At 67.5% G+C, this 20,371-nt stretch carries 23 protein-coding genes; 6 read left to right on the plus strand and 17 right to left on the minus strand.

Going from position 1 to position 20,371, the window contains the following annotated elements:
- Positions 1-30: 30 nt before the first annotated feature.
- From truD to arsB, 3 genes are all read left to right on the plus strand, one after another.
- On the plus strand, positions 31-1,044 hold the full coding sequence (truD, locus tag ACNH6H_RS21465) for a tRNA pseudouridine(13) synthase TruD (RefSeq protein ID WP_418320320.1): 1,014 nt from the start codon (positions 31-33) through the stop codon (positions 1,042-1,044).
- Positions 1,045-1,302: 258 nt separating this feature from the next.
- Positions 1,303-1,629, plus strand: coding sequence for an ArsR/SmtB family transcription factor (locus ACNH6H_RS21470; protein ID WP_418321443.1), 327 nt, complete (start codon positions 1,303-1,305; stop codon positions 1,627-1,629).
- A gap of 102 nt (positions 1,630-1,731) precedes the next feature.
- Complete coding sequence (arsB, locus tag ACNH6H_RS21475) at positions 1,732-2,793, plus strand: ACR3 family arsenite efflux transporter (RefSeq protein WP_418320321.1); 1,062 nt, start codon at positions 1,732-1,734, stop codon at positions 2,791-2,793.
- A 116-nt stretch (positions 2,794-2,909) separates the two neighbouring features.
- Here arsB and ACNH6H_RS21480 read toward each other — a convergent pair whose 3' ends face one another.
- The 5 genes from ACNH6H_RS21480 to ACNH6H_RS21500 all read right to left on the minus strand — a co-directional run bounded on the left by ACNH6H_RS21480 (position 2,910) and on the right by ACNH6H_RS21500 (position 7,281).
- Positions 2,910-3,155: a TlpA family protein disulfide reductase gene (locus tag ACNH6H_RS21480; RefSeq protein WP_418320322.1), complete on the minus strand. Its 246-nt coding sequence runs from the start codon at positions 3,153-3,155 to the stop codon at positions 2,910-2,912.
- A gap of 246 nt (positions 3,156-3,401) precedes the next feature.
- Positions 3,402-4,337, minus strand: a complete 936-nt coding sequence (locus ACNH6H_RS21485; protein ID WP_418320323.1) for an EamA family transporter — start codon at positions 4,335-4,337, stop codon at positions 3,402-3,404.
- The gene (locus ACNH6H_RS21490; RefSeq protein ID WP_418320324.1) at positions 4,334-5,074 is read right to left on the minus strand and encodes a ribonuclease activity regulator RraA; all 741 of its coding nucleotides are present in this window, start codon (positions 5,072-5,074) and stop codon (positions 4,334-4,336) included. Before ACNH6H_RS21490 ends, ACNH6H_RS21485 begins: the two co-directional genes overlap by 4 nt.
- A 19-nt stretch (positions 5,075-5,093) precedes the next feature.
- Positions 5,094-6,029 (minus strand): dihydrodipicolinate synthase family protein, encoded by a 936-nt coding sequence (locus tag ACNH6H_RS21495; protein WP_418320325.1) that lies wholly within the window; start codon positions 6,027-6,029, stop codon positions 5,094-5,096.
- 79 nt (positions 6,030-6,108) lie between these two features.
- Positions 6,109-7,281: an AI-2E family transporter gene (locus tag ACNH6H_RS21500; RefSeq protein ID WP_418320326.1), complete on the minus strand. Its 1,173-nt coding sequence runs from the start codon at positions 7,279-7,281 to the stop codon at positions 6,109-6,111.
- Positions 7,282-7,417: 136 nt separating this feature from the next.
- On the opposite strand from ACNH6H_RS21500, the gene ACNH6H_RS21505 reads away from it, so the two are divergent.
- Entirely contained in the window at positions 7,418-8,089 is a 672-nt protein-coding gene (locus tag ACNH6H_RS21505) for a glutathione S-transferase (RefSeq protein ID WP_418320327.1), read from the plus strand.
- A gap of 29 nt (positions 8,090-8,118) precedes the next feature.
- On the opposite strand, the gene ACNH6H_RS21510 is transcribed toward ACNH6H_RS21505, so the two are convergent.
- The 9 genes from ACNH6H_RS21510 to ACNH6H_RS21550 are packed head-to-tail and all read right to left on the minus strand — an operon-like array spanning position 8,119 to position 14,940.
- Entirely contained in the window at positions 8,119-8,985 is an 867-nt protein-coding gene (locus tag ACNH6H_RS21510) for a TOBE domain-containing protein (protein ID WP_418320328.1), read from the minus strand.
- Positions 8,985-9,668 (minus strand): ATP-binding cassette domain-containing protein, encoded by a 684-nt coding sequence (locus ACNH6H_RS21515; RefSeq protein WP_418320329.1) that lies wholly within the window; start codon positions 9,666-9,668, stop codon positions 8,985-8,987. Before ACNH6H_RS21515 ends, ACNH6H_RS21510 begins: the two co-directional genes overlap by 1 nt.
- Positions 9,668-10,339, minus strand: a complete 672-nt coding sequence (modB, locus tag ACNH6H_RS21520) for a molybdate ABC transporter permease subunit (protein ID WP_418320330.1) — start codon at positions 10,337-10,339, stop codon at positions 9,668-9,670. Before modB ends, ACNH6H_RS21515 begins: the two co-directional genes overlap by 1 nt.
- A gap of 5 nt (positions 10,340-10,344) precedes the next feature.
- Positions 10,345-11,121: a molybdate ABC transporter substrate-binding protein gene (gene modA / locus ACNH6H_RS21525; RefSeq protein ID WP_418320331.1), complete on the minus strand. Its 777-nt coding sequence runs from the start codon at positions 11,119-11,121 to the stop codon at positions 10,345-10,347.
- Positions 11,122-11,169: 48 nt separating this feature from the next.
- Positions 11,170-11,682, minus strand: coding sequence for a hypothetical protein (locus ACNH6H_RS21530; RefSeq protein ID WP_418320332.1), 513 nt, complete (start codon positions 11,680-11,682; stop codon positions 11,170-11,172).
- A gap of 10 nt (positions 11,683-11,692) precedes the next feature.
- A complete protein-coding gene (locus tag ACNH6H_RS21535; RefSeq protein WP_418320333.1) occupies positions 11,693-13,129 on the minus strand; it encodes a TolC family outer membrane protein in 1,437 nt (478 codons plus the stop codon).
- Between the two features lie 55 nt (positions 13,130-13,184).
- Entirely contained in the window at positions 13,185-13,520 is a 336-nt protein-coding gene (locus ACNH6H_RS21540) for a rhodanese-like domain-containing protein (RefSeq protein ID WP_418320334.1), read from the minus strand.
- Complete coding sequence (locus tag ACNH6H_RS21545) at positions 13,520-14,188, minus strand: protein-L-isoaspartate O-methyltransferase family protein (RefSeq protein WP_418320335.1); 669 nt, start codon at positions 14,186-14,188, stop codon at positions 13,520-13,522. The genes ACNH6H_RS21540 and ACNH6H_RS21545 overlap by 1 nt, the downstream gene beginning before the upstream one ends.
- A gap of 35 nt (positions 14,189-14,223) precedes the next feature.
- A complete protein-coding gene (locus ACNH6H_RS21550) occupies positions 14,224-14,940 on the minus strand; it encodes a TetR/AcrR family transcriptional regulator (RefSeq protein ID WP_418320336.1) in 717 nt (238 codons plus the stop codon).
- Between the two features lie 143 nt (positions 14,941-15,083).
- Between ACNH6H_RS21550 and ACNH6H_RS21555 the strand changes: the two genes are divergently transcribed.
- Positions 15,084-15,905 (plus strand): undecaprenyl-diphosphate phosphatase, encoded by an 822-nt coding sequence (locus ACNH6H_RS21555; RefSeq protein ID WP_418320337.1) that lies wholly within the window; start codon positions 15,084-15,086, stop codon positions 15,903-15,905.
- On the opposite strand, the gene trmB is transcribed toward ACNH6H_RS21555, so the two are convergent.
- Positions 15,889-16,605: a tRNA (guanosine(46)-N7)-methyltransferase TrmB gene (gene trmB, locus ACNH6H_RS21560; RefSeq protein ID WP_418321445.1), complete on the minus strand. Its 717-nt coding sequence runs from the start codon at positions 16,603-16,605 to the stop codon at positions 15,889-15,891. The genes ACNH6H_RS21555 and trmB overlap by 17 nt on opposite strands.
- Before the next feature lie 235 nt (positions 16,606-16,840).
- Here trmB and dacB point away from each other — a divergent pair, with 235 nt between their 5' ends.
- On the plus strand, positions 16,841-18,337 hold the full coding sequence (gene dacB / locus ACNH6H_RS21565; RefSeq protein WP_418320338.1) for a D-alanyl-D-alanine carboxypeptidase/D-alanyl-D-alanine-endopeptidase: 1,497 nt from the start codon (positions 16,841-16,843) through the stop codon (positions 18,335-18,337).
- A gap of 20 nt (positions 18,338-18,357) precedes the next feature.
- Here dacB and ACNH6H_RS21570 read toward each other — a convergent pair whose 3' ends face one another.
- Positions 18,358-19,119, minus strand: coding sequence for a LytR/AlgR family response regulator transcription factor (locus ACNH6H_RS21570; protein ID WP_418320339.1), 762 nt, complete (start codon positions 19,117-19,119; stop codon positions 18,358-18,360).
- Complete coding sequence (locus ACNH6H_RS21575) at positions 19,116-20,246, minus strand: sensor histidine kinase (protein WP_418320340.1); 1,131 nt, start codon at positions 20,244-20,246, stop codon at positions 19,116-19,118. Before ACNH6H_RS21575 ends, ACNH6H_RS21570 begins: the two co-directional genes overlap by 4 nt.
- Positions 20,247-20,371: the final 125 nt, after the last annotated feature.

The following is a 20,371-nucleotide window of genomic DNA, read 5'->3' on the forward strand; positions in this document are numbered from 1 at the left end:
GACGGCCGGCCGGATGCCGTCAAACCAAGCATGACCGACACTCGATACACGACATCGCCGCAATGGCCCACCGCTTGTCCGGCCAGCGGCGCCAGCGCCACGCTGAAACTCCTCAACGAGGATTTCATCGTGACTGAACTCCCGCTGCAGCTGCCCTGCGGTGAAGGCGAACACCTCTGGCTGGACATCGAAAAGAACGGCGCCAACACCGCGTTCGTTGCCCAGCAGCTGGCCGAGGCCGCCGGCGTGCAGGAAAGGGACGTGGGCTATGCCGGCCTGAAGGACCGCTACGCGATCACCCGTCAATGGTTCAGCATCTATCTGCCGAAGGGCGACACGCCCGACCTGACCCAGTTGCAGCACCCGGAACTCAAGGTGCTGGGGCAGGGCCGGCACGTGAAGAAGCTGCGCCGCGGTGATCTGCTGGGCAACCGGTTCCGCATCGTGCTGCGTGACGTGACCGGCGACCGTGGCGCCATCGAGGCCAATCTCCAGGCCGTTGCAACGCATGGCGTGCCGAACTACTTCGGTGCCCAGCGTTTCGGCTTTGATGGCGGCAACGTCGAGCAGGGCCGCGCCATGCTGGCGCGCGAAATCCGCGTGCGCAACCCGAGGAAAAAGGGCATCTACCTGTCGGCGGTGCGCTCCTTCGTCTTCAATGAAGTGCTGGCGCTGCGGATTCGGCAGGGGCTCTGGGGCAAGACCCTGTCCGGTGACGTGTTGGACGAGGCTGGCCGACCCACCGGGCCGCTCTGGGGCCGGGGCCGCGTGCTCACCACCGACCAGGCGCAGGCCCTGGAAAACGGCGTGGCCGAACGGCACGCCGCCCTGTGCGACGGCATGGAACACGCCGGTCTGGACCAGGAGCGCCGTTCCCTGGTGGCGAGCCCGGTGGAAATGTCGTGGCAATGGCCGCAAGCCGATCAACTGGAGCTCAGCTTCTCTTTGCGCGCCGGCAGTTACGCCACTTCCGTCCTGAACGAAATCCTTTGCGCCACGGAGCCTGACCGGCACATCGAGGACGAGGCTGCGGCTGTCGAATGACTGTGGCGGCCCATTGGAAGTCGCACATGTCGGTTCAGGCTCGAGAGCGTCGTCGGCGGCGGTTGATACCGGTCATCCACATCGGATCAATACGCAGCACGCGCAGCATGGCAGCACGACCCCCACCAGCGGTCATCTGAATACGGTACGCCAGTCGATTTGCGAATTCACCTTCGTCGTCCCTCGCGCGACTGCAGTGCGATGGCTCCGCACCGGGTCGACCTTGATGCGGGTTCATTTTTCTATAATGTTGGAAACATGAATGAACAAGCCGCCGTCACCGCACTGGCTGCACTGGCCCAGCAGGCACGTCTGCGTGTCTTTCGGGCGCTGGTTGGCGCCGGCCCCGAGGGCATGACGCCGGGTGCGTTGGCGGCCATGCTCGACATCCCGAACTCGACACTGTCTTTTCACTTGAAGGAGTTGGTGCATGCCGGCCTTGTCAGCACCGAGCGCGACGGCCGCAATCTGCATTACCGCCCGGCGCTCGAGAACATGAACGCGCTGCTCGCTTACCTCACCGACCACTGTTGCCAGGGCCGGCAACGTGCGCTCAGCGGCGCCAGGCGCCGCACCGCCTGCTGATATGACAAACGCCATGAATTCCATCGGCATCCGTCTGCAGGTCGTCGATCTCGTCAGGCGTCTTGCCGTCGATTTCAGCGGCGGCAACTGAGGGCCGGACCGATGGGTTTGTTCGAACGTTTTCTGACCGTCTGGGTGGGCCTCGGGATGCTCGCCGGCGTCGGCCTCGGGCTGGTGATGCCGGGTGCATTCCAGGCCATCGCCGCGGTCGAAGTTGCGCACGTCAACCTGGTGGTGGCCGCGTTCATCTGGGTGATGATCTACCCGATGATGATCCAGGTCGACTGGTCGGCGGTGAAAAACGTCGGCCGCCGGCCCCGCGGTCTGGTCATGACGCTGGTCGTGAACTGGCTGATCAAGCCGTTCACGATGGCGCTGCTCGGCGTTCTGTTCTTCGAGCATGTGTTCGCGCCGTGGGTGGATCCGGCGTCGGCGCGCGAATATATCGCCGGCATGATCCTGCTCGGCGTTGCGCCATGCACCGCGATGGTTTTCGTCTGGAGCCAGCTGGTGAAGGGCGATGCCAATTACACGCTGGTGCAGGTGTCGGTGAACGACCTGATCATGGTGTTTGCCTTTGCGCCGATCGCCGCCTTCCTGCTCGGCGTCACCAACATCAGCGTGCCATGGCAGACGCTGGTGCTGTCGACCGTGCTTTATGTGGTGCTGCCGCTGCTGGCCGGCATGGCGACCCGGCGGGCGCTGGCCGCACGCTCGCCGCGCGCGGTGGCCGATTTCGTCGCCAGGCTGAAACCCTGGTCGGTGCTCGGGCTGATCGCCACCGTGGTGCTGCTGTTCGGTTTCCAGGCCGGCACGCTGGTCGCGCAGCCGCTGGTCATCGCGATGATTGCGGTGCCGCTGGTGCTGCAGAGTTATGGCATCTTTGCGATCGCCTGGGCAGGTGCCAGGCTGCTGAAGCTGCCGCACGATGTCGCCGGACCGGCCTGCCTGATCGGTACCTCCAACTTCTTCGAGCTCGCGGTGGCAGTCGCGATCTCGCTGTTCGGCCTGAACTCGGGCGCGGCGCTGGCGACGGTGGTGGGCGTACTGGTCGAAGTGCCGGTGATGTTGTCGCTGTGCTGGCTGGTCAACCGCAGCGCGGCGGCGCGGGCCCTGGCACCGGTGCAGTTGAACAAGTCGAGCGGCGCCGCATCGTCAAGCTGACAGGGCAATGGGTCGGTGCTGGCCGCCGATCAGATCCGATCAGCGGCTGGTGCCCGACGCGGTGTGCATGACGACACTGACACCGGGGCCCTGAGACGGCCGCGCACGGATTCGATTCAGCCGCCCTCCGCGCACAGTGTGGCGATCGCGGCACCGAGTTGCAGATCATCCACTGCGCCGAAGGCATGCAGCCGCAGCTGGCCGTTGCGGTCGATCAGCAGCAGGCTGGGCGTTCCCTGCATCGCGCAGGCCAGCATCGTCGCGGGTATCGGCTGAAGCGGATCGCCCCTCGGCGCATCGACGCCGACCGGAAACCCGATCCGGTATTCATGCAGGAAGGCCTGCAGCGAGACTGGCGTCATCGCGGCATGATGTTCCAAACACGGTGTGCAGGCCGACCACCACGACGTCCGAGCCAGCGAACGACCGTTGGATGCGCTGCGCCTGCGGCAGCCCGTCCTGCACGCGCCCCGGGCACAGCATCTGGAAGGCGTGCAGCACCACCACGCGGCCGCGCAGGCCGGCGAGGGTGAGCGCTTCGGCGGTGTTGAACCACGTGCAGGTGGTCCACGGCCTGCGCGACCTGGCAACGCAAGACCTGTCGATCGTCAGCGCTTCCTCAGACCGAGAAACATCACCGTCGCTACGACGAGCAGCCCGCCTGCAACCTGGATCGCTGCGATCGTCTGGCCGAGGATGGCCCAGGCGAGCGCCAGCGCGAAGATCGGCTCGATGTTCATGATCGCGGTATTGCCGACGACGCCGAGTTTCGGCAGCACCGTGAACATGATCGTGAACGCGGTGCCGTAGAGGAAGGTCAGCGCCGCGAGGCCGACCCAGCCGATGGGGGCGGTTGGAAAGTGGAAACCGCCTTGCGTCGCGACGCCGGCCAGCGCCATCACGCCGACGATGCCCATCGTGCTGGCGGTGCGCAGCCGGCCGTCGAGGTCACCGGCCTCGTGCTGGGTCCAGACCAATGCCAGGCCGAAGGTCGCCGCGGCAACCAGCGCAAAGGCGACGCCAATGCCGATCTCGCGCCAGTGTTCGGCGGCGCTGAGGCCCGATGCCGCAGCGAAGACGTCGAGCGCAAGCGCGAGCCCGATCAGCATCACCGGCATCGCGAGCACGACGCGGCGTTCCGGCTTGTGCTGGTAGACGACGCGTGCCCACAGCGCGGTCCACAGCGGGTAGGTGTTGAAGGCGAGCAGCGCGAGTGCGACCGGCAGCCGGGCGACCGCCGAATAAAGGCACAGGCTCTGGATCCCGATCAGCAGGCCGATTGCCGGCAACGCACGCTTGTGCCGCCCGGTCAGCCGGACCGGCACGCGGTTGACGATGAGAATCAGACCGACGACCAGTGCGGTGACCGCGCTGCGAAAGGTCACCGCGGTCGCGACATCGACACCGTGGTTGAACGCGAGGCGGGCGGCGACATGGTTTGCGCCCATCATCAATGCGATCAGCAGCAGCGTGGCAAATGCCGCGATCGACAACTGTGCGCCGGCAGCCGGTCCGGCCGCAGCGCCCGCAGGCGCAGGATTCATCGCGTGTTTTTCTTCGATGCCTCGTAGCGCGCCTTGTTGTCGGCATTCGGCGGGTACAGGCCGGGCAGCGACGCGCCTTGTTCGACCTCGCCCATGATCCAGGCCTCGAGCCGCTCCTGCTCCGGCGCGGCCACCAGCACCTCGTCGAGCAGGTTGGCCGGGATCAGCACCGCGCCGTCATCGTCGACGACGATCACGTCGCCCGGAAAGACCGCCACGCCGCCGCAGGCTATCGGCTGCTGCCAGGCGACGAAGGTCAGGCCGGCGACCGACGGCGGCGCGGCCGCGCCGCTGCACCAGACCGGCAGCCCGCTGCCGAGCACGCCGGCGAGGTCGCGCACGACGCCGTCGGTGACGAGCCCGGCGACACCGCGCTTGGCCATCCGCGCGCACAGGATGTCGCCGAAGATGCCGGCATCGGCAACACCCATCGCATCGACGACGGCGATGCAGCCTTCGGGCATCGCCTCGATCGCCGCACGCGTCGAGATCGGCGACGACCACGATTCGGGCGTTGCCAGATCCTCGCGCGCCGGCACGAAGCGCAGCGTGAAGGCGCGGCCGACCAGCCGCGGCTGCCCGGCGCGCAGCGGCCTGGTGCCGCGCAGCCAGACATTGCGCAGGCCCTTCTTCAGCAGGATCGTCGTCAAGGTGGCGGTCGTCACCTTCTCGAGGACGGCGCGTGCCTCGGGCGCGATCGTCAGGTCGACGCCGCTGTAGTCGTTGCTGGTTGCCATCGTGTTCGCCCTGTTGCTGTCAATTGATTGCGGCCAGCCGACGGTTCTGCCGTTCGGTCAGCCGCTGGATGTCGGCCTTGTCGGCGGCCGACAGTTTCGGGCCCGGCTTGCGCACCGCACTCGACGCAATCACGCCGCGGTCGGCAAGAATCTGCTTGCGCACCGCGAGGCCGATTCCGGGCTGCTGTTCGTAACGCGCCAGCGGCAGATAGGCGTCGAAGATATCGTGTGCGCGTTCGACGTCGACGTTCGAATAGGCCCGGCAGACCTCGACCATCATCTCCGGGTAGGCGAAGCCGGTCATCGCGCCGTCCGCTCCGCGGCCGAGTTCCTCCGGCAGGAACAGCCCGCCGCCGTTGCCGGTCAGGATCGAGACGCGGCGCAGTTCACCGCGGTCGCTGGCGCTGCGCAGTGCCGACAGCTTGGCAAGGCCGGGGCAGTCCTCATGCTTCAGCATCACGCAGCTCGGTACCTTCTCGATGATTCGCTTGATCACCGACGTCGACATCGCGACGCCGGTCGAGACCGGATGATCCTGCAGCACCCACGGCACATCGGCGCCGAGGGTTTCGCCGACCATCTCGAAGTAGCCGACGATCTGCTCGTCGCTGCGCAGCGTGTGTGCCGGCGCCACCATCACGCCGGCGGCGCCGATGTCCATCACCTTCGCGGTCAGCTCGCGCATCGGGGCAAAACCCGGCGCCGATGCGCCGACGACGACCGGTACCTTGCCGCCAACGCGGTCGAGCACCCGCTTGACGAAGACCTGCGATTCGTCGGCGGTCAGTTTGGTCGCTTCGCCCATGATGCCGAGCACCGTCAGCCCGGTGACGCCGGCTTCGAGGTAGAAGTCGACCATGCGGTCGGTGCTTTGCAGGTCGAGTGCGCCATCGTCGGTGAACGGCGTGACGGTGATCAGGTAGACGCCACGTGCACTGGCATCGAGCTTGTTCATGCGGAACTCCGGCTGGGCTGTCGTCGAGCCGCCATTGTCCACGCTGCGGCGTCAGGCTGCCGAGGCTTGGGACCCTGCCTCAGACGCCGAGCAGTTCGCCGATCGGATTCAACTCGTCGATGTGGTCGCAGACCGTCTTGATGCCCATCAGGATCGGCGCGCCGAGCAGCAGGCCCCACATGCCCCACAACCAGCCGAATGCCAGCACGCCGACGAAGACGACGATCGGATTGATCCGGCAGGCGCGGCTGGTCAGCAGCGGCGCCAGCAGATTGCCCGAGATGATGTGGATGCCGATCGATGCGGCGGCCAACTGCACCGCGATGCCGATCGTGCCGACCTGCACGAAGCCGGCCAGCGCCAGTGCGGCGGCGACGACCGCCGAGCCGATATACGGAATCAGGTTCAGCACCCCGGCAACGACGCCCCAGACCGCGGCCCGCTCCAGCCCGAGTGCCCAGACCGCAAGGCCGGTCACGATGCCGACCAGGATGCTGGTGTGGATCTGCACCGCCAGGTAGCGCTGGATCTGCGCGTTGATCTCGTCGAGCACCTGCAGCGTGACCTTTTTCTGCCGCAGCGTCGGGCCGGCGATCTTGACCATCTTGCGGCGGAAGCTGTCGCCGGCCGAAACGAGGAAGAAGACGATGAACAAGACGACGACTGCCTGGCCGACGAAGGTCATGAAGCCGATCGTTCCGGACAGCAGATAGTCCTTCACATTGAATTTCGGCTTCTCGATCTGCACCCGGGTGACGCCGCGGCTCGGCGGCACGACGTTGCTCGATTCCTCGGCCGCCTGTTCGAGGTTGCTGGCCGCGCGCTGCACCTTCTCGATCGGGCTTTCCGGCGCATTGCGAGCGGTCGCGCGCATCTCGCGGCGCAGCTTCTCGGCCGCAGCCGGCAGCGATTCGACCAGCGCGACGGCATCGTCGGCCAGCGCATAACCGACGCCGCCGGTACCGGCGAGCACGGCGGACATCACCAGCGTGATGCCGAGCGAGCGCGGCACCCGCAGCCGCTGCAGCCAGTCGACTGCCGGCGACAAGGCATAACTGAAGATCACCCCGAGCAGCAGCGGCACCAGCACGGCCTTGGCCCAGCTGAGAAAAAAGATCGTCGCCAGCACCGCGATCAGCGCCAGCGACGCACTCTTGATATCGACCGGCATGTGCAGGTGGATGCGCGGGACCGGGCCGGTCGACGGCGACACTGCGGTGGTGTCGATTTCAGCCGGGGCTGGGGGTTGCATCGGATCTTCTCCAGGGAAATACGGGTTCGGTCGCCGCGCAGCAGGCCGGCGCTATTCTCGTCGCAAGGTCCTGCACCGCTGCGGACGATGCCCGGACGGCGGCGACAATCGGGCCTCGCCCACCACGGAGACCGCGATGCTCGTTGTCCACCACCTGAACAACTCGCGCTCGCAGCGCGTGTTGTGGCTGCTCGAGGAACTCGGTCTCGACTACGAGGTCAGGCACTACCAGCGCGACCCGAAGACGATGCGTGCGCCGCTCGAGTTGCGCGAGGTCCACCCGCTCGGCAAATCGCCGGTCGTCACCGACGGAGCAACCGTGCTCGCCGAAACCGGCGCGATCATCGACTACCTCGTGAACCGGGATGGCGAGCGCCGGCTGACGCCGGAGCCGGGCAGCGCTGACCACCTGCGATTTGTCTATTTCATGCACTATGCCGAGGGGTCGGCGATGCCGCCACTGTTGATGAAGCTGGTGTTCGACAAGATTGCAGCGGCGCCGGTTCCCTTCTTCGTCAAACCGGTTGTCAAAGGCATCGTCGCGAAGGTGTCGGCCGACTTCATCACGCCGCAGCTGAAAAACCACCTCGACTTCCTCGAAGCCGAGCTGGCCGACCGGCCCTGGTTCGCCGGGCAGGAATTCAGCGCCGCAGATGTGCAGATGAGTTTCCCGCTCGAAGCCGCCGCGCAGCGCGCCGGCCTCGACGAGAGCAGGCCGCGGCTGATGGACTTTCTGCGCCGCATCCACGCCAGGCCGGCCTATCGGCGCGCGCTCGAGCGCGGCGGGCCGTACGCATTCGCGAAGTAGGCGACAGCGCGCCGGGCGGCTGTCGGCGCTCAGGCCGCCGCCGCGATGATCACGCTCGATGCCTTGAACAATGCGACCGCGCGGTCGCCGGCTTTCAGGCCGAGTTCGGCGACGCTGCCGCCGGTGATGATTGCGGCGATCGCGCCACCGCCATCGAGCGCCAGCACCACCTCGGCATTGACCGCGCCGGGCGTGATCCGCGAAACGGTGCCGGCCAGCTGGTTGCGCGCCGAGATCCTGGCGCCGGTCGGGCCGGTCATCAGCAGGACCGACGAGGCCTTGATCAGCGCCACCGCGGTTGCGCCGGGCGCCAGCCCGAGGTCGATGCGGCTGTCGCGGGTCACGGTGGCGACGATCGTCTGGCCGCCGATCACCGCCAGTTCGATCTCGTCATTGACCGCGCCATCACGTATCGAGCGCACGGTGCCGACAAACTGGTTGCGGGCGCTGGTGCGCAACGCGATGTTTTCCAGCATCGCCAGTTCGCGGCCGAGTCCGTCACCGCGGCGGTTCAGCCGCTCGACAAAACGCCGGTGTTCGGCTTCGACCAGCGCAAAGCGGCTGACCAGTTCCTCGCCACGCGCCGTCAGGCGGCTGTGGCCGCCGCCCTTGCCGCCGGTCGAGCGCTCGACCAGCGGTTCGCCGGCCAGATTGCCCATCTGCTCGATTGCGTCCCAGGCGGCCTTGTAGCTGAGGCCGACCGCTTTTGCCGCTTGCGTGATCGAGCCGACGCGAGCGACTTCGGCAAGCAGTGCGAGCCGCCGGGCACTGCCGAGCGATTTGCCGGCCACGTTCAGCGACAGGTCGGCATAAACGCTGAGACCGGCCGCGGTCGTTGCGGGATCGGCCGGCAATTCGGCAGGCGGCGGCGGCGTGGACGGTAGTCGGCCGGCCATCAGCGGGATGCTCCGATCGTTCCGGCCAGCCTGCCGTTGTCGATCACGATCGTCTGTTCGCCGAACAATTTCAGGTCGTCCGGATCATGGGTGATCAACACGATCGGGATGTCGACCCGCTTCAGCAGCGCATCGAGTTCGCCGCGCGTGCGCTCGCGCAACGCCGGATCGAGTGCGGAAAAGGGCTCGTCGAGCAGCAGCGCGCGCGGTGAATCGACCAGCGCACGGGCCAGCGCGGTGCGCTGGCGCTGACCGCCGGACAGTTCATCGGGCCGCTGCTCGGCGACATCGCGCAGCTCGAGCAGTTCCAGCCAGTCGTCGACGGCATGGTCGGCACTGCAGCGGCGCGGATTCAGCCATCCCTTGTGCAGCCCGAAACCGACGTTCTGCCGAACGTTCAGGTGCGGAAACAGCGCATAGTCCTGAAACAGATAACCGAAGCCGCGACGCCGTGGCGGGACGTCGATGCCCTGCGCATCGTCGAAGCAGGTCTGGCCGCGAAAGCGGACATGCCCGGCATCGGGCCGCAGCAGCCCGGCCATCACCTGCAGCGTCAGGCTCTTGCCGGCGCCCGATGGGCCGAGGATCGCGGTGCGGGCGGCGTCGCTGGCGAAACGCACCCGCAGGTCGAAGCGTAGCGGGCCGCTGCCGACCGATTTGCCGATCGCGACGTCGAAATTCATCAACGCAACCCCGGTCGGCGCGGCGCCAGCCAGCCGGCACCGAGCAGCACCGCGACACAGGTGGTCGAGATGATCATCACGAGGAAGGCCGCGAGATCGTCCTGTCCGGCCTGCACCGCTTCATAGACGGCAATCGACAGCGTTTGTGTGCGCCCCGGGATGCTGCCGGCGACCATCAGCGTCGCGCCGAATTCGCCGAGCGCGCGGGCGAATGCGAGCAGCAGGCCGGCCAGGATGCCGCGCCAGGCCAGCGGCAGGCTGACGCGGAAAAATACCGCGGCCTCGCCGAGGCCGAGCACACGCGCTGCCTGCTCGAGTTGCGGGTCGACATTCTCGAGCGCTGCGCGGGCCGATTTCAGCACCAGTGGAAAGGCGACGATGGTCGCCGCGATCACCGCCGCCTGCCAGGTGAAGATCAGATTGATGCCGAACGATTCATCGAGCCAGCGGCCGAGCCAGCCGTTGCTGCCGATCACGACCAGCAGGTAGTAGCCGAGCACGGTCGGCGGCAGCACCATCGGCAGGGTCAGCAAGGCATCGACGAGTTCGCGGCCGGCGAAGCGGTGCCGTGCCAGCCAGTAGGCGACACCGACGCCGAGCAGCAGGTTCAGCCCGGTGGCCCACAACGCGACCTTCAACGACAAGGCCAAGGGTATCCAGGCCGATTCCATCGCATTCAGCGGCTGACGAAGCCGTGCCGCGCAAACACCGCCTGCACCGGCGGCGACGCGAGGTGCTCGATGAACTGCTGCGCCAGAGCCGGCCGGCTGCTGCCGGCAATCACCGCGATCGGGTAGCTGATCGGCGTCGGCGTCGGCACGACCAATGCGACCTTCACCTTGTCCGGCATCGACGCGGCGTCGCTGCCGTAGACGAAGCCGGCCTGCGCCTCGGCGCGCGCGACGTAGTCGAGGCCTTGCCGCACATTCTGTGCATACACCGCCTTCGCCTCGAGCGCCGGCCAGAGCCCGGCCTCGCCCAGTGCGGCGCGTGCATATCGGCCCGCCGGCACGCCGTCGGGCCGGCCGAGCGCGACATGCCGGATCGCCGGCGATGCCAGGTCGCGCAGCGACTTCAGCTCGATGCGGCTGTCACGCGGCGTGATCAGCACCATCGTATTGCCGACGAAATCGCGCCGCGAACCCGGCAGCACCAGCCCGAGCTTGTCGGCACGGTCCATCACCTGGGCATCGGCGACCGCCAGCACATCGACCGGCGCCCCCTTGCTGACTTGCGCCAGCAGCGTATCGGACGACGCGATATTGAACAGCAGCCTTGTCCCAGGATGACGGGATTCGAATCCCGGTGCGATCTCGCGCAGCACATTGCCGAGGCTGGACGCCGCCGACACGACCAATTCGGCCGCCTGCGCCGGCCACGCGCCGCACAGCAGCACGAGCAGCCAGGCGGTGGTGCAACGGGCGAGCGGGCGCGAACGGGTGGAAGGCGGCATCGGTGGTCCGGGGGGAGCGGACCGCAATATACCGCACTACATAACGGGTCAGTTGGCCACTGCGGCCGATGCCCGCGCTGGAGCGGGGGATGCATTGCGGCTGCGGGCACAGATGCGCTGCAGCGCCTGCAGGTTGGTTGCATATTCGACCGCGTCGGTCCAGCGCTCGGCTTCGAACAGGTGTTCGTCGACCAGTTCCGGCGTGCCGTCGAAATTGACCTGCACGGCCTGCACCGATTCGCCGAGATTGCCCTTCACCTGCAGCGCGCCGTGCAGCAGCCGGACGGTCAGGATTCGCTCGGGGCGGTCGCCGCCGCGGCCGACCAGCCTCAGCTGACACGGGCCGAGCAGGCTGAACTGCCATCGGGTCGCGGTCAGCGAGCCCTTGTTCATCCGGTTCAGCCGAGCGACGATGTCAATGGCGCTGACACCGGCGGTCGGATTGTCGAGGCCGAGGTCCTTGCGCGGGTAGCCGTCACCGCAGGCGGCCAGCAAACAGGCGAGGAAGACGCAGACCAGCGGTGCGGCGATTCGGTCGCGGCACCGAGATCCGGTTTCCATGACAGCAGGCTCAGCGTTTCAACAGACGGTCGACCGCCGCCACGTCGTTCGCGAGCAGTTTGCCCGAGGCCTGGGCGAGGCGCAGCCTGCTGAGCAGCAGGTTGTAACGCGCCTGCGCCAGATCGCGCCGGGTCGTATAGAGCTGGGTCTGCGCATTCAGCACGTCGAGGTTGACCCGGACCCCGACTTTGTAGCCGAGCAACGTTGCCTCGACCGCCAGCAGGCTCGACGACTCGGCCGCCTCGAGCGCCTTTACCTGCGCCTCGCCGGACTGCACCGCGAGGAAGGCTGTGCGGGTGGCCTGGGATACCGCGCGCCGCGCCGCTTCGAGGTCGTTGCGCGCCTTGTCTTCGAGGACCAGCGTTTCCTGGATCCGGTTGTCGACCAGCCCGCCGGTGTAGAGCGGCAGGTTGAACTGCAGGCCGACGCTGGCATTGCCGGTCGTGCCCTTGTTGCCGTTGAAGGCCGCCGCGCTGCCGTTCGCGTGGGTCGCGCTGACCGATGCCACCGCATCGAGCGTCGGCTGCCGGCCCGCACGGGCCTTGTTGACTTCCAGCCGGGCGACCTCGAGGGCGAGCTGGGCGCGCTGTACCGCCGGGTGTTCGGCTTCGGCGCGGCTGACCCAGGCTTCCATCTGCGCCGGCACCAGCGGCGGCAGCACGACCGGTATCGCCAGCTGCTTCGGCACCACGCCGATGCGGCCGACCAGCTGGTCGAGCACGACCCGCTTGCTTTTCAGGTCGTTGTCGGCGGCGATCTCCTGCGCGGTCGCAAGGTCGAAACGGGCCTGTGCCTCGCGGGTATCGGTGATGGTGGCGGTGCCGACCTCGAAATTGCGTTTTGCCGAAGCCAGCTGTTCGCTGATCGCGGCCTTGCTGGCGCCGGTCGTCGCCAGCGTATCCTGGGCCGCCAGCACGTCGAAATAGGCCTGCGCGAGGCGGATGATCAGGTCCTGCTCGGCGCTGTCGAGTTCATGGACCGATTGCTGCAGCTGCTTTTCGGCCTGTTCGATCGTCACGTCATTGGCGCGGTTGTACAGGCTCTGCCGGCCCGACAGCGCCAGGTTCAGGCTGTTCGACGTCAGCCCGCCGCGGGTCGGCGGATCGACCTGGGCCATGCTGGCGCTGCCGCCGAGCGCGGCATTCGGCCGTTTCAGCGCCTTGCTCTGCGCAGCCCGGTACGGCGCCGATTCGGCGAGCGCCTTCGCCGCCAGGTAGGTCGCGTCGTAGGCGTGGGCGGCCTGGTACAGCTCGAGCAGGCTTTGCGCCTGGCTGGCCGAGGTGCCGGCAAACAGCCCGGCACCCAGCAACCAGGCCGCCAGCGGCATCAGGCGCAGGCCTTTGCGTGTCTTTCCGGCCGGCTGCGGCGTTTGCTCCGGCGACAGCCAGCGGTCGTCGCCCGCTGCGGGCGCGGCCGGGTTCTGGCTGAGGTGGCGTGAAACGGGCATGTCGGCTTCCTTGAGAGTGGGCTGGGTAGCGGGTTCGATCCCGATCGGCATCCGGTCAATATCGGGGCAATTGCGGGTCGACTTGAGTCGACCACGCATCGGTCCCGCCTGAAAGGTTGAAAACCGAGGAATAACCCTGTCGTTCCAGGAAGTTCGCGACCTGCGCGCTGCGCATGCCGTGGTGGCAGATGCAGACGATCGTGTCGGAACGGTCGATTTCGCCGAGCCGGCCGGGGATCTCGTTCATCGGGATCGCCATCGACCGGGCGCCGGCAATGTCGATCCTGCCCAGCGCCACCTCCCAGGGTTCGCGGACGTCGAGCAGCACCGGAGACGACGTTGCACGTTGGGCCACGAAATCCTGCAGCGCGGTGACGTCGACCTGCTGCATCAGAAGCTGAACCGGCTCGGTTCGTCGAAATTGCGCAGCCGCGGTGCGACGGTATCGAACAGGTCGACGCTGACGAAATCATGCTCGCTGCGCCGCGTCGTCAGGCGGGCGCGCATGATCGGCAGCTGGCCGACGATCGCGGCCAGCCGGCCGCCGGTCTTCAGCTGGCCGAGCAGGCCGGGCGGCACATCGGCCACTGACCCGGACAACACGATCACGTCGAACGGCGCCTCGCCAGGCAGCCCTTTCGCGCCATCGGCCTGCACCACCTTGACGTTGCCGATGCCGGCCCGCTCGAGGTTCTGCCGCGCGAACTGCGCCAGGTCGGGGTCGATCTCGAGCGTCGTCACCTGCTGCGCACGATGGCCGAGCAGCGCGGCCATATAGCCGGAGCCGGCGCCGATCTCGAGCACCCGCTCGTGCTTGTGCACATCGAGGTCCTGCAGCAGGCGGGCCTCGACACGCGGCGGCAGCATATGCTGCAGCGCCGGGCTGGTGGTCGACGGCAGCGGCACTTCGGTATCCATGAAAGCCATCGAGCGGTAGGCCTGCGGCACGAAATCCTCGCGCCGGACCACCGCGAGCAATGCGAGAACCGTTGGATCGAGCACCTCCCAGGGGCGGATCTGCTGCTCGATCATGTTGAAACGCGCTTGTTCGGTATTCATCGGCTCGGGATGCTGACTGGGCTGAATCCGCAATTCTAGGAGGCCGGTGGCGCGACCGGCGTTGTTGCGCTGTCGCCTTGCAGCAACAGGCCGTGCAGAACCAGATCGATCTGCGTCGCGATCACCGCCGCTGGGTCGACGATCTGCTGGCTCTGCGAGCAGGCGCCGAACGAATGTTTGTGCAGCATCAGAAAGATCACCGGCGCAAGCAGGTTCATCGCGGTTGGCTGCACCGGCAACGCCCTGAATTCGCCACGGTCGATGCCGCGCTGCAGGCAGCTCGCCAACAGCCGCTGCGCCGGCCGGGTCACCTCGTCGTTGTAGAACGCCGCGATTTCGGGGAAATTGCGCGCCTCCGACAGCATGATCTTGTGGATTGCCGACGCCGGTGTATTGCCGACCCGGTCCCACCAGGTGTGCAGCAGCACCGACAGCAATTGCGAGGTCGGCCCGTCGAATGTCGCGACGAGATTCTCGCCGGCATCGAGCAGTTGCCCGAGGTGCTCGCGGATCACCGCCTTCAGCAGCGCCTCCTTGCTCGGGTAGTAGAGGTACAGCGTGCCCTTGGAAACGCCGGCCAGTGCGGCGACTTCCTCGATGCGGGTGGCGGCGAACCCCTTCTCGCCGAACAGCGTCAATGCCGCCGCCAGCAATTCATGCGGCCGGGCCTGCTTGCGCCGCTGGCGCGGCGCGGGCGCCGACGGAGGCGCCGTCGCAGCGTCTGGAAGGTCGGCAGGAGGGGATTGGGACATCTCGATAATGACTATTCGGTCAGTAATATTAGGGCGATCGGATCGCTGCGGTCAAGGCGCCGCCGGAGGCCAGCCGACCGCGGGCGGTCGGTGCCGCCGGGCGTCGCGGCTATCATCGCGCCCTTTGCATGTGGAGCGCCGCGGTGGACATCGTGATTCTTCTGAAGGCCGCCGTGATGGGCGTGGTCGAAGGCCTGACCGAATTTCTGCCGATCTCGAGCACCGGTCACCTGATCCTCGCCGGCACCCTGCTCGATTTCCACGATGAACGCGGCAAGCTGTTCGAGATCGTGATCCAGTCGGCGGCAATCCTCGCGGTGGTGTGGGAATTCCGCGAGCGCATCGCCTCGATGTTCAGCGGCCTCGGCCGCGACCCGAAGGCGGCGCGGCTGCTGATCAATGTCGGCATCGCCTTCCTGCCGATTGCCTTGCTCGGCCTGCTGGTCGGCAAGGTGCTGAAGGCACACCTGTTCAATGCGCCGACCGTCGCGACGACCTTCATCCTCGGCGCCTTCGTGATCCTGTGGGCCGAGCGCCGCCAGCACCATGTGCGGGTCGAATCGGTCGACGACATGACCTGGCTCGATGCGCTGAAAGTCGGCTTCGCGCAGTGTTTTGCGCTGATTCCAGGCACCAGCCGGTCCGGCGCGACGATCATCGGCGGGATGTTGTTCGGACTGTCGCGCAAGGTCGCGACCGAATTCACCTTCTTCCTCGCGATCCCGACGCTCGCGCTGGCATCGGCCTATTCGCTGTGGAAGGACAGGGCGCTGCTGTCGGTCGACGACCTCGGCATGTGGACGGTCGGCATGGTGACCTCGTTCATCTCGGCCTTCTTCTGCGTGCGCTGGCTGCTGCGCTACATCTCGACGCACAGCTTCGTGCCGTTTGCCTGGTACCGGATCGCGTTCGGCCTGATCGTGCTCGTGACCTGGTGGACCGGCACCGTCAACTGGAGCGCCTGAACAGCAGGTCCCAGACGCCGTGGCCACGTTCGAGGCCGCGGTTCTCGAACTTTGTCAGCGGCCGCCAGGATGGCCGCGGCGCATAGCCGTCGGCCTCGTTGACCAGGCCCGGCTGCGCCGACAGCACCGCCAGCATCTGCTCGGCATAGGGTTGCCAGTCGGTCGCGCAATGCAGGTAGGCGCCGGGCGCCATCCGGCCGATCAGCCGCTCGATGAACGGCGGCTGGATCAGGCGGCGCTTGTGGTGGCGCTTCTTCGGCCACGGATCGGGGAAATAGATGTGCACGCCGGCCAACGACGCCGGCGCCAGCATCTGTTCGATCACGTCGACCGCGTCGTGCTGGATCAGCCGCAGATTGCCCAGCTGCTGGGCGGCAATCTGCTGCAGCAACGCGCCGACACCTGGTGGATGAACCTCGATGCCGAGAAAATTGGTCTCCGGCCTTGCCTTCGCGATCGCCGCGGTCGCAGCGCCCATGCCAAAGCCGATTTCGAGCACGACCGGCGCCTCGCGACCGAAAACCGCCGGCAAATCAATCACCTGATCGCGGTAGGGAATCAGGTGGTCGGCGGCCAGGTCCTGCAGCGCGCGGGCCTGGCCCGGACCGATGCGTCCGGCACGCACCACATAGCTGCGGATGCCGCGCCGCGGAGGGGATTTGTCGGGAGTGGTCAATTCAGGCTGGCCTGCCGGCGCCAGGTGTGAAAAAAGCCCATCGCATTTCGCCGCCGATCGGCCTATGCTGGCACTTTTGCCGGGGCCGCATTGTGCCCGAGCGCTGCTGGCCATGTTCAGCCAACGTCCTTCCGATCGTCGATCGCCATGCCCGCCGCCGTCGAGTGGTGGGCCGGGCCGCGCGTTCGAGCCAACCGGACCACGCGGCAGCCGTGCCGGCTGGCGAGGCCGCAGCGCGGCCTGGGCGCTGACCGGCTCGTTGCTGGCGTTCGCAAATGCCGGCGCGGCCGCCTATCCCGGCCCCGCGCCGCCGCGCTCCTACCATCCGCCGACCGCGCATGGCGATACACGGACGATGTTTCCCGGCCTGCCCGATCAGGTGGTGGCCGAACTCGGCAAGGCCGGCATTCCGATCGGCCAGTTCGGCCTGTTCGTGCAGGCGGTCGACCAGCCGCTGCCGATGCTGGCGCTGAATGCCGAACAGAAATTCGTGCTCGCATCGACCACCAAGGTCATCACGACGCTGGCTGCGCTCGATCTGCTCGGCCCGGCCTACCGCTGGCGGACCGAGGCCAGATTGCTCGGCGAACTCGCCGACGGCCGGCTCGATGGTGATCTGCTGATCGTCGGCGGTGGTGATGCGCGGCTTGGCAGCGACGACCTGCTGGCCTGGTTCGCCGAGATGCAGGCGCAGGGCCTGCGCGAGATCCGCGGCAACATCATCCTCGACCGGCTCGCCTTCCGGCTGACCGACGAGGATCAGGCGCTGTCGCCGCGGCCCGGTCCGGACCGCCCGCACCACAACTGGCCCGATGCGTTCAGCCTGAACGACGGCGTGCTGCGGCTGCGCGTCGAGCCGGCGGCGGGCAGGCCCGCGGGTCTGAGCCTGCAGCCGCCGCTGGCCGACGTGACGGTCGTCAACCAGCTGCGCAAAGGCCGCGGCTGCATGGCCAAGGCCGAGTGGCTGGAGCCGGCACCCGACGCCCGGCTGCGGCAATTGCGCGTGACCGGCCAATGGGGCCGCGGCTGCGGACAGCACGAGCAGCCATTCGCCTTGTTGTCCGAGGGTGACCTGACGGCCCGCGCGGTCGGCGCGTTGTGGGTGAAGGCCGGCGGCGTGCTCGAGGGGCAGGTCGTCGACCCGCGCATCGGCCAGCCGGGTCAGGCCGTGCCGCCCGGCAGCCGCAAGCGGCCGGACGGCACGCGGGCGTTTTCGGTCCGCCAGTCGGCCCGCCTGCCGCAGCTGATCCGAGAGATCAACAAATACAGCGACAACATCGCCGCCCGAGCGCTGCTGTTGTCGCTGTCGGCCGGTTTTCCCGGCGAGGCCGCGACGCCGGCGGCGGCGCGTGCGCGGCTCGAGCAATGGCTTCGCACCCGGGGCCTGCCGGCAGGTGATGTCGAGGTCGACAACGGCTCGGGCCTGTCGCGAGCCGAACAGGCCCGCCCGCGTGCGCTGGTGCAACTGCTGCGCCAGGCCTGGCACGACCAGCGCAATGGCCGCGCCTTTGTCGATTCGCTGCCGATCGCCGGGGTCGACGGAACGCTCGCCAACCGCATGCGCGACGGCCCGGCAACCGGACGTGCAATGCTGAAGACCGGCAGCCTGCTCGACGTGCGGTCGGTCGCCGGCTATGTGCGCTCGGCCAACGGCCGTGTCTATGCAGTCGCCGCGCTGATCAACCATCCCGACGCACCGGCATCGACCGCGGTGCTCGACAGTGTCGTCGAGTGGCTCGCGCAGTTGCGCCGCTGAGCTGCTGCAGCCAGTCGCCGTTACATCGCCTTGAACAGGTGCACGTACGCCTTGCTGACGGGCAGTTCGCGATCGCAGCCGCGCACTCTCACGAACAGCCGGCTTGCCTCGTCGCGCCGGGTGCCTGCGAGGTGGGCGAGGTTGACAATCGTCGAGCGGTGGACCTGCACGAAGCGCTGCGGATCGAGCCGGGCCGCAAGCTCGGCGATCGGGGTGCGGATCAAGTGCTCCGTTTCGGCGGTCTGCACGCAGGTGTATTTGTCGTCGGCGCGGAAAAACAGCACATCGTCGACCGCCAGCTGATGCACCACGTCGCCGCTGCCGGCGCGAATCCAGCGCAGCCGCTCGGCCGGCGCCGCCGGTGCGATCGGCTGCAGGCGTCGCAATGCGGCGGCCAGCCGGGCGTCGTCGATTGCCGGCGGCGCCGCCAGCGCCTGCTGCAGCCGAAGCACCGTGCGCCGCAGGCGCTCGCTGCCGACCGGCTTCAGCACATAGTCGAGCGCCTCGTGTTCGAAAGCCTGGACCGCGAATTCGTCGAAGGCGGTGACGAATACGACCCGGGTTTGTCCTTCGATGCCCTGCGCCACCTCGAGCCCGCTCAGGCCCGGCATCTGGATATCGAGGAACGCGAGGTCGGGCTCGAGCTCGGCAATGCGTTCGGCGGCCTCGAGGCCGTTGCGCGCCAGCGGCGCGAATGCGAGCTCGGGCCACAGCGCCGCCAGTTGCTGCTGCAGGTGGCGCGCCAGCGCCGGTTCGTCGTCGGCGATCAGCGCCAAAGTCATGACTTGCTCCGCGGCAGTCGCAGCGTGGCGCGGGTACCGGGTTGCAGCGACGCTATCGTCAGCGTCGCGGCATTGCCGTGCAGGCCATGCAGGCGCTGGCGCATGTTGTCGAGCGCAACGCCATTGCCACCCGGCCGGTGACGGGCCGGTGCGTCGGGGCCGAGGCCGTTGTCGCTGACCACGAGCAGCAGGTCATTGCCTGCGAGACGGGCCTCGACCTCGACGCGGCCGCCGTCGATCTTGGCTTCGAGCCCATGCTGGATCGCATTCTCGACCAGCGGCTGCAGCAGCAGCGGTGGTATCGGCTCGCGCCGTGCCTCCTCGTCGACGCCGATGCTGAACTGCAGCCGGTCCTCCATGCGCAATTGCATCAGCTGCAGATAGGCCGCGGCAAGCTCGATCTCGCGTTCGACCGTGCTGCGCTCGGTGCGCAGGTTCGCCAGCGTCGCGCGCAGATAGTCGGTGAAGGATTCGAGCAGCCGCCGCGCACGCGCCGGCTCGGCCTCGATCAGCGTCAGCACGCCGGCCAGCGTGTTGAACAGGAAGTGCGGCTCCATCTGCGCCTGCAGCAGCCGGAGCTGGGCCTCCACCGCGCGCTTTTCGGCCTCCGCCTGATGCATCTTGGCGTTGAAGATCTGGAACAGGATGAAGCTGATCAGCAATGCGAACAGGAAAATGCCGACGAACAGGCCCGGGCCCATCCGCTCGATATGGCCGGCCGCATCCGGGCTGACGATCCACAAACCGACAGGCCAGCCGATCATCACGCCGGCAATCGGAATGACGCTGAAAAACAGCGCGCGCTGGCCGTAGCTGAAGGCCCGTATCCGCTGCGTGCCGACCAGCGGGATCAGCAGCGCGAACAGACTGTGGATCGTGTAGCCGATGATCAGCGAGACGACCAGGTTGCTGCCGTAGGTCCTCAGCCAGGCATCGGCGCGAATCCAGGCATCACCACCTTTCGTCGCGTTGATCGCCAGCGCAAGCACCGTGAAACACATCGCGATCACGAAGCAGAAAGCCGTTGTCCAGACCCATTGCAGCCAGCCCGGGCCGACCGGGTCGAGGCTGTTGCCGTACCAGGCCTTCCAGGAAAGCGACAGCTGCTCGCGGTTCAGGTTCGTCATGTGGGGCCAGTGTATGCAGGCACACGCTGCTACCTGCAGCCGGGCGACGGTTCGACGCCGCGAGCGCCGAATCGACGGTTATTGCGACGAACGGCGGTTCGTCACGGGCGACGCGATGCCGACCG

Source organism: Pseudideonella sakaiensis (assembly GCF_048320135.1).
GTDB classification, from domain to species: domain Bacteria; phylum Pseudomonadota; class Gammaproteobacteria; order Burkholderiales; family Burkholderiaceae_C; genus Ideonella_A; species Ideonella_A sakaiensis_A.

Coding starts and splice junctions, on each gene's coding strand:
- modA (WP_418320331.1), bottom strand. CDS start 11,121: ATGCCGCCTTCCACCCGTTCGCGCCCGCTCGCCCGTTGCACCACCGCC.
- ACNH6H_RS21480 (WP_418320322.1), bottom strand. CDS start 3,155: ATGACGCCAGTCTCGCTGCAGGCCTTCCTGCATGAATACCGGATCGGG.
- modB (WP_418320330.1), bottom strand. CDS start 10,339: ATGGAATCGGCCTGGATACCCTTGGCCTTGTCGTTGAAGGTCGCGTTG.
- ACNH6H_RS21550 (WP_418320336.1), bottom strand. CDS start 14,940: ATGTCCCAATCCCCTCCTGCCGACCTTCCAGACGCTGCGACGGCGCCT.
- ACNH6H_RS21510 (WP_418320328.1), bottom strand. CDS start 8,985: ATGGCCGGCCGACTACCGTCCACGCCGCCGCCGCCTGCCGAATTGCCG.
- ACNH6H_RS21495 (WP_418320325.1), bottom strand. CDS start 6,029: ATGAACAAGCTCGATGCCAGTGCACGTGGCGTCTACCTGATCACCGTC.
- ACNH6H_RS21530 (WP_418320332.1), bottom strand. CDS start 11,682: ATGGAAACCGGATCTCGGTGCCGCGACCGAATCGCCGCACCGCTGGTC.
- ACNH6H_RS21545 (WP_418320335.1), bottom strand. CDS start 14,188: ATGAATACCGAACAAGCGCGTTTCAACATGATCGAGCAGCAGATCCGC.
- ACNH6H_RS21470 (WP_418321443.1), top strand. CDS start 1,303: ATGAATGAACAAGCCGCCGTCACCGCACTGGCTGCACTGGCCCAGCAG.
- ACNH6H_RS21535 (WP_418320333.1), bottom strand. CDS start 13,129: ATGCCCGTTTCACGCCACCTCAGCCAGAACCCGGCCGCGCCCGCAGCG.
- ACNH6H_RS21505 (WP_418320327.1), top strand. CDS start 7,418: ATGCTCGTTGTCCACCACCTGAACAACTCGCGCTCGCAGCGCGTGTTG.
- ACNH6H_RS21500 (WP_418320326.1), bottom strand. CDS start 7,281: ATGCAACCCCCAGCCCCGGCTGAAATCGACACCACCGCAGTGTCGCCG.
- truD (WP_418320320.1), top strand. CDS start 31: ATGACCGACACTCGATACACGACATCGCCGCAATGGCCCACCGCTTGT.
- ACNH6H_RS21575 (WP_418320340.1), bottom strand. CDS start 20,246: ATGACGAACCTGAACCGCGAGCAGCTGTCGCTTTCCTGGAAGGCCTGG.
- ACNH6H_RS21570 (WP_418320339.1), bottom strand. CDS start 19,119: ATGACTTTGGCGCTGATCGCCGACGACGAACCGGCGCTGGCGCGCCAC.
- ACNH6H_RS21490 (WP_418320324.1), bottom strand. CDS start 5,074: ATGGCAACCAGCAACGACTACAGCGGCGTCGACCTGACGATCGCGCCC.
- ACNH6H_RS21515 (WP_418320329.1), bottom strand. CDS start 9,668: ATGAATTTCGACGTCGCGATCGGCAAATCGGTCGGCAGCGGCCCGCTA.
- arsB (WP_418320321.1), top strand. CDS start 1,732: ATGGGTTTGTTCGAACGTTTTCTGACCGTCTGGGTGGGCCTCGGGATG.
- ACNH6H_RS21540 (WP_418320334.1), bottom strand. CDS start 13,520: ATGCAGCAGGTCGACGTCACCGCGCTGCAGGATTTCGTGGCCCAACGT.
- ACNH6H_RS21485 (WP_418320323.1), bottom strand. CDS start 4,337: ATGAATCCTGCGCCTGCGGGCGCTGCGGCCGGACCGGCTGCCGGCGCA.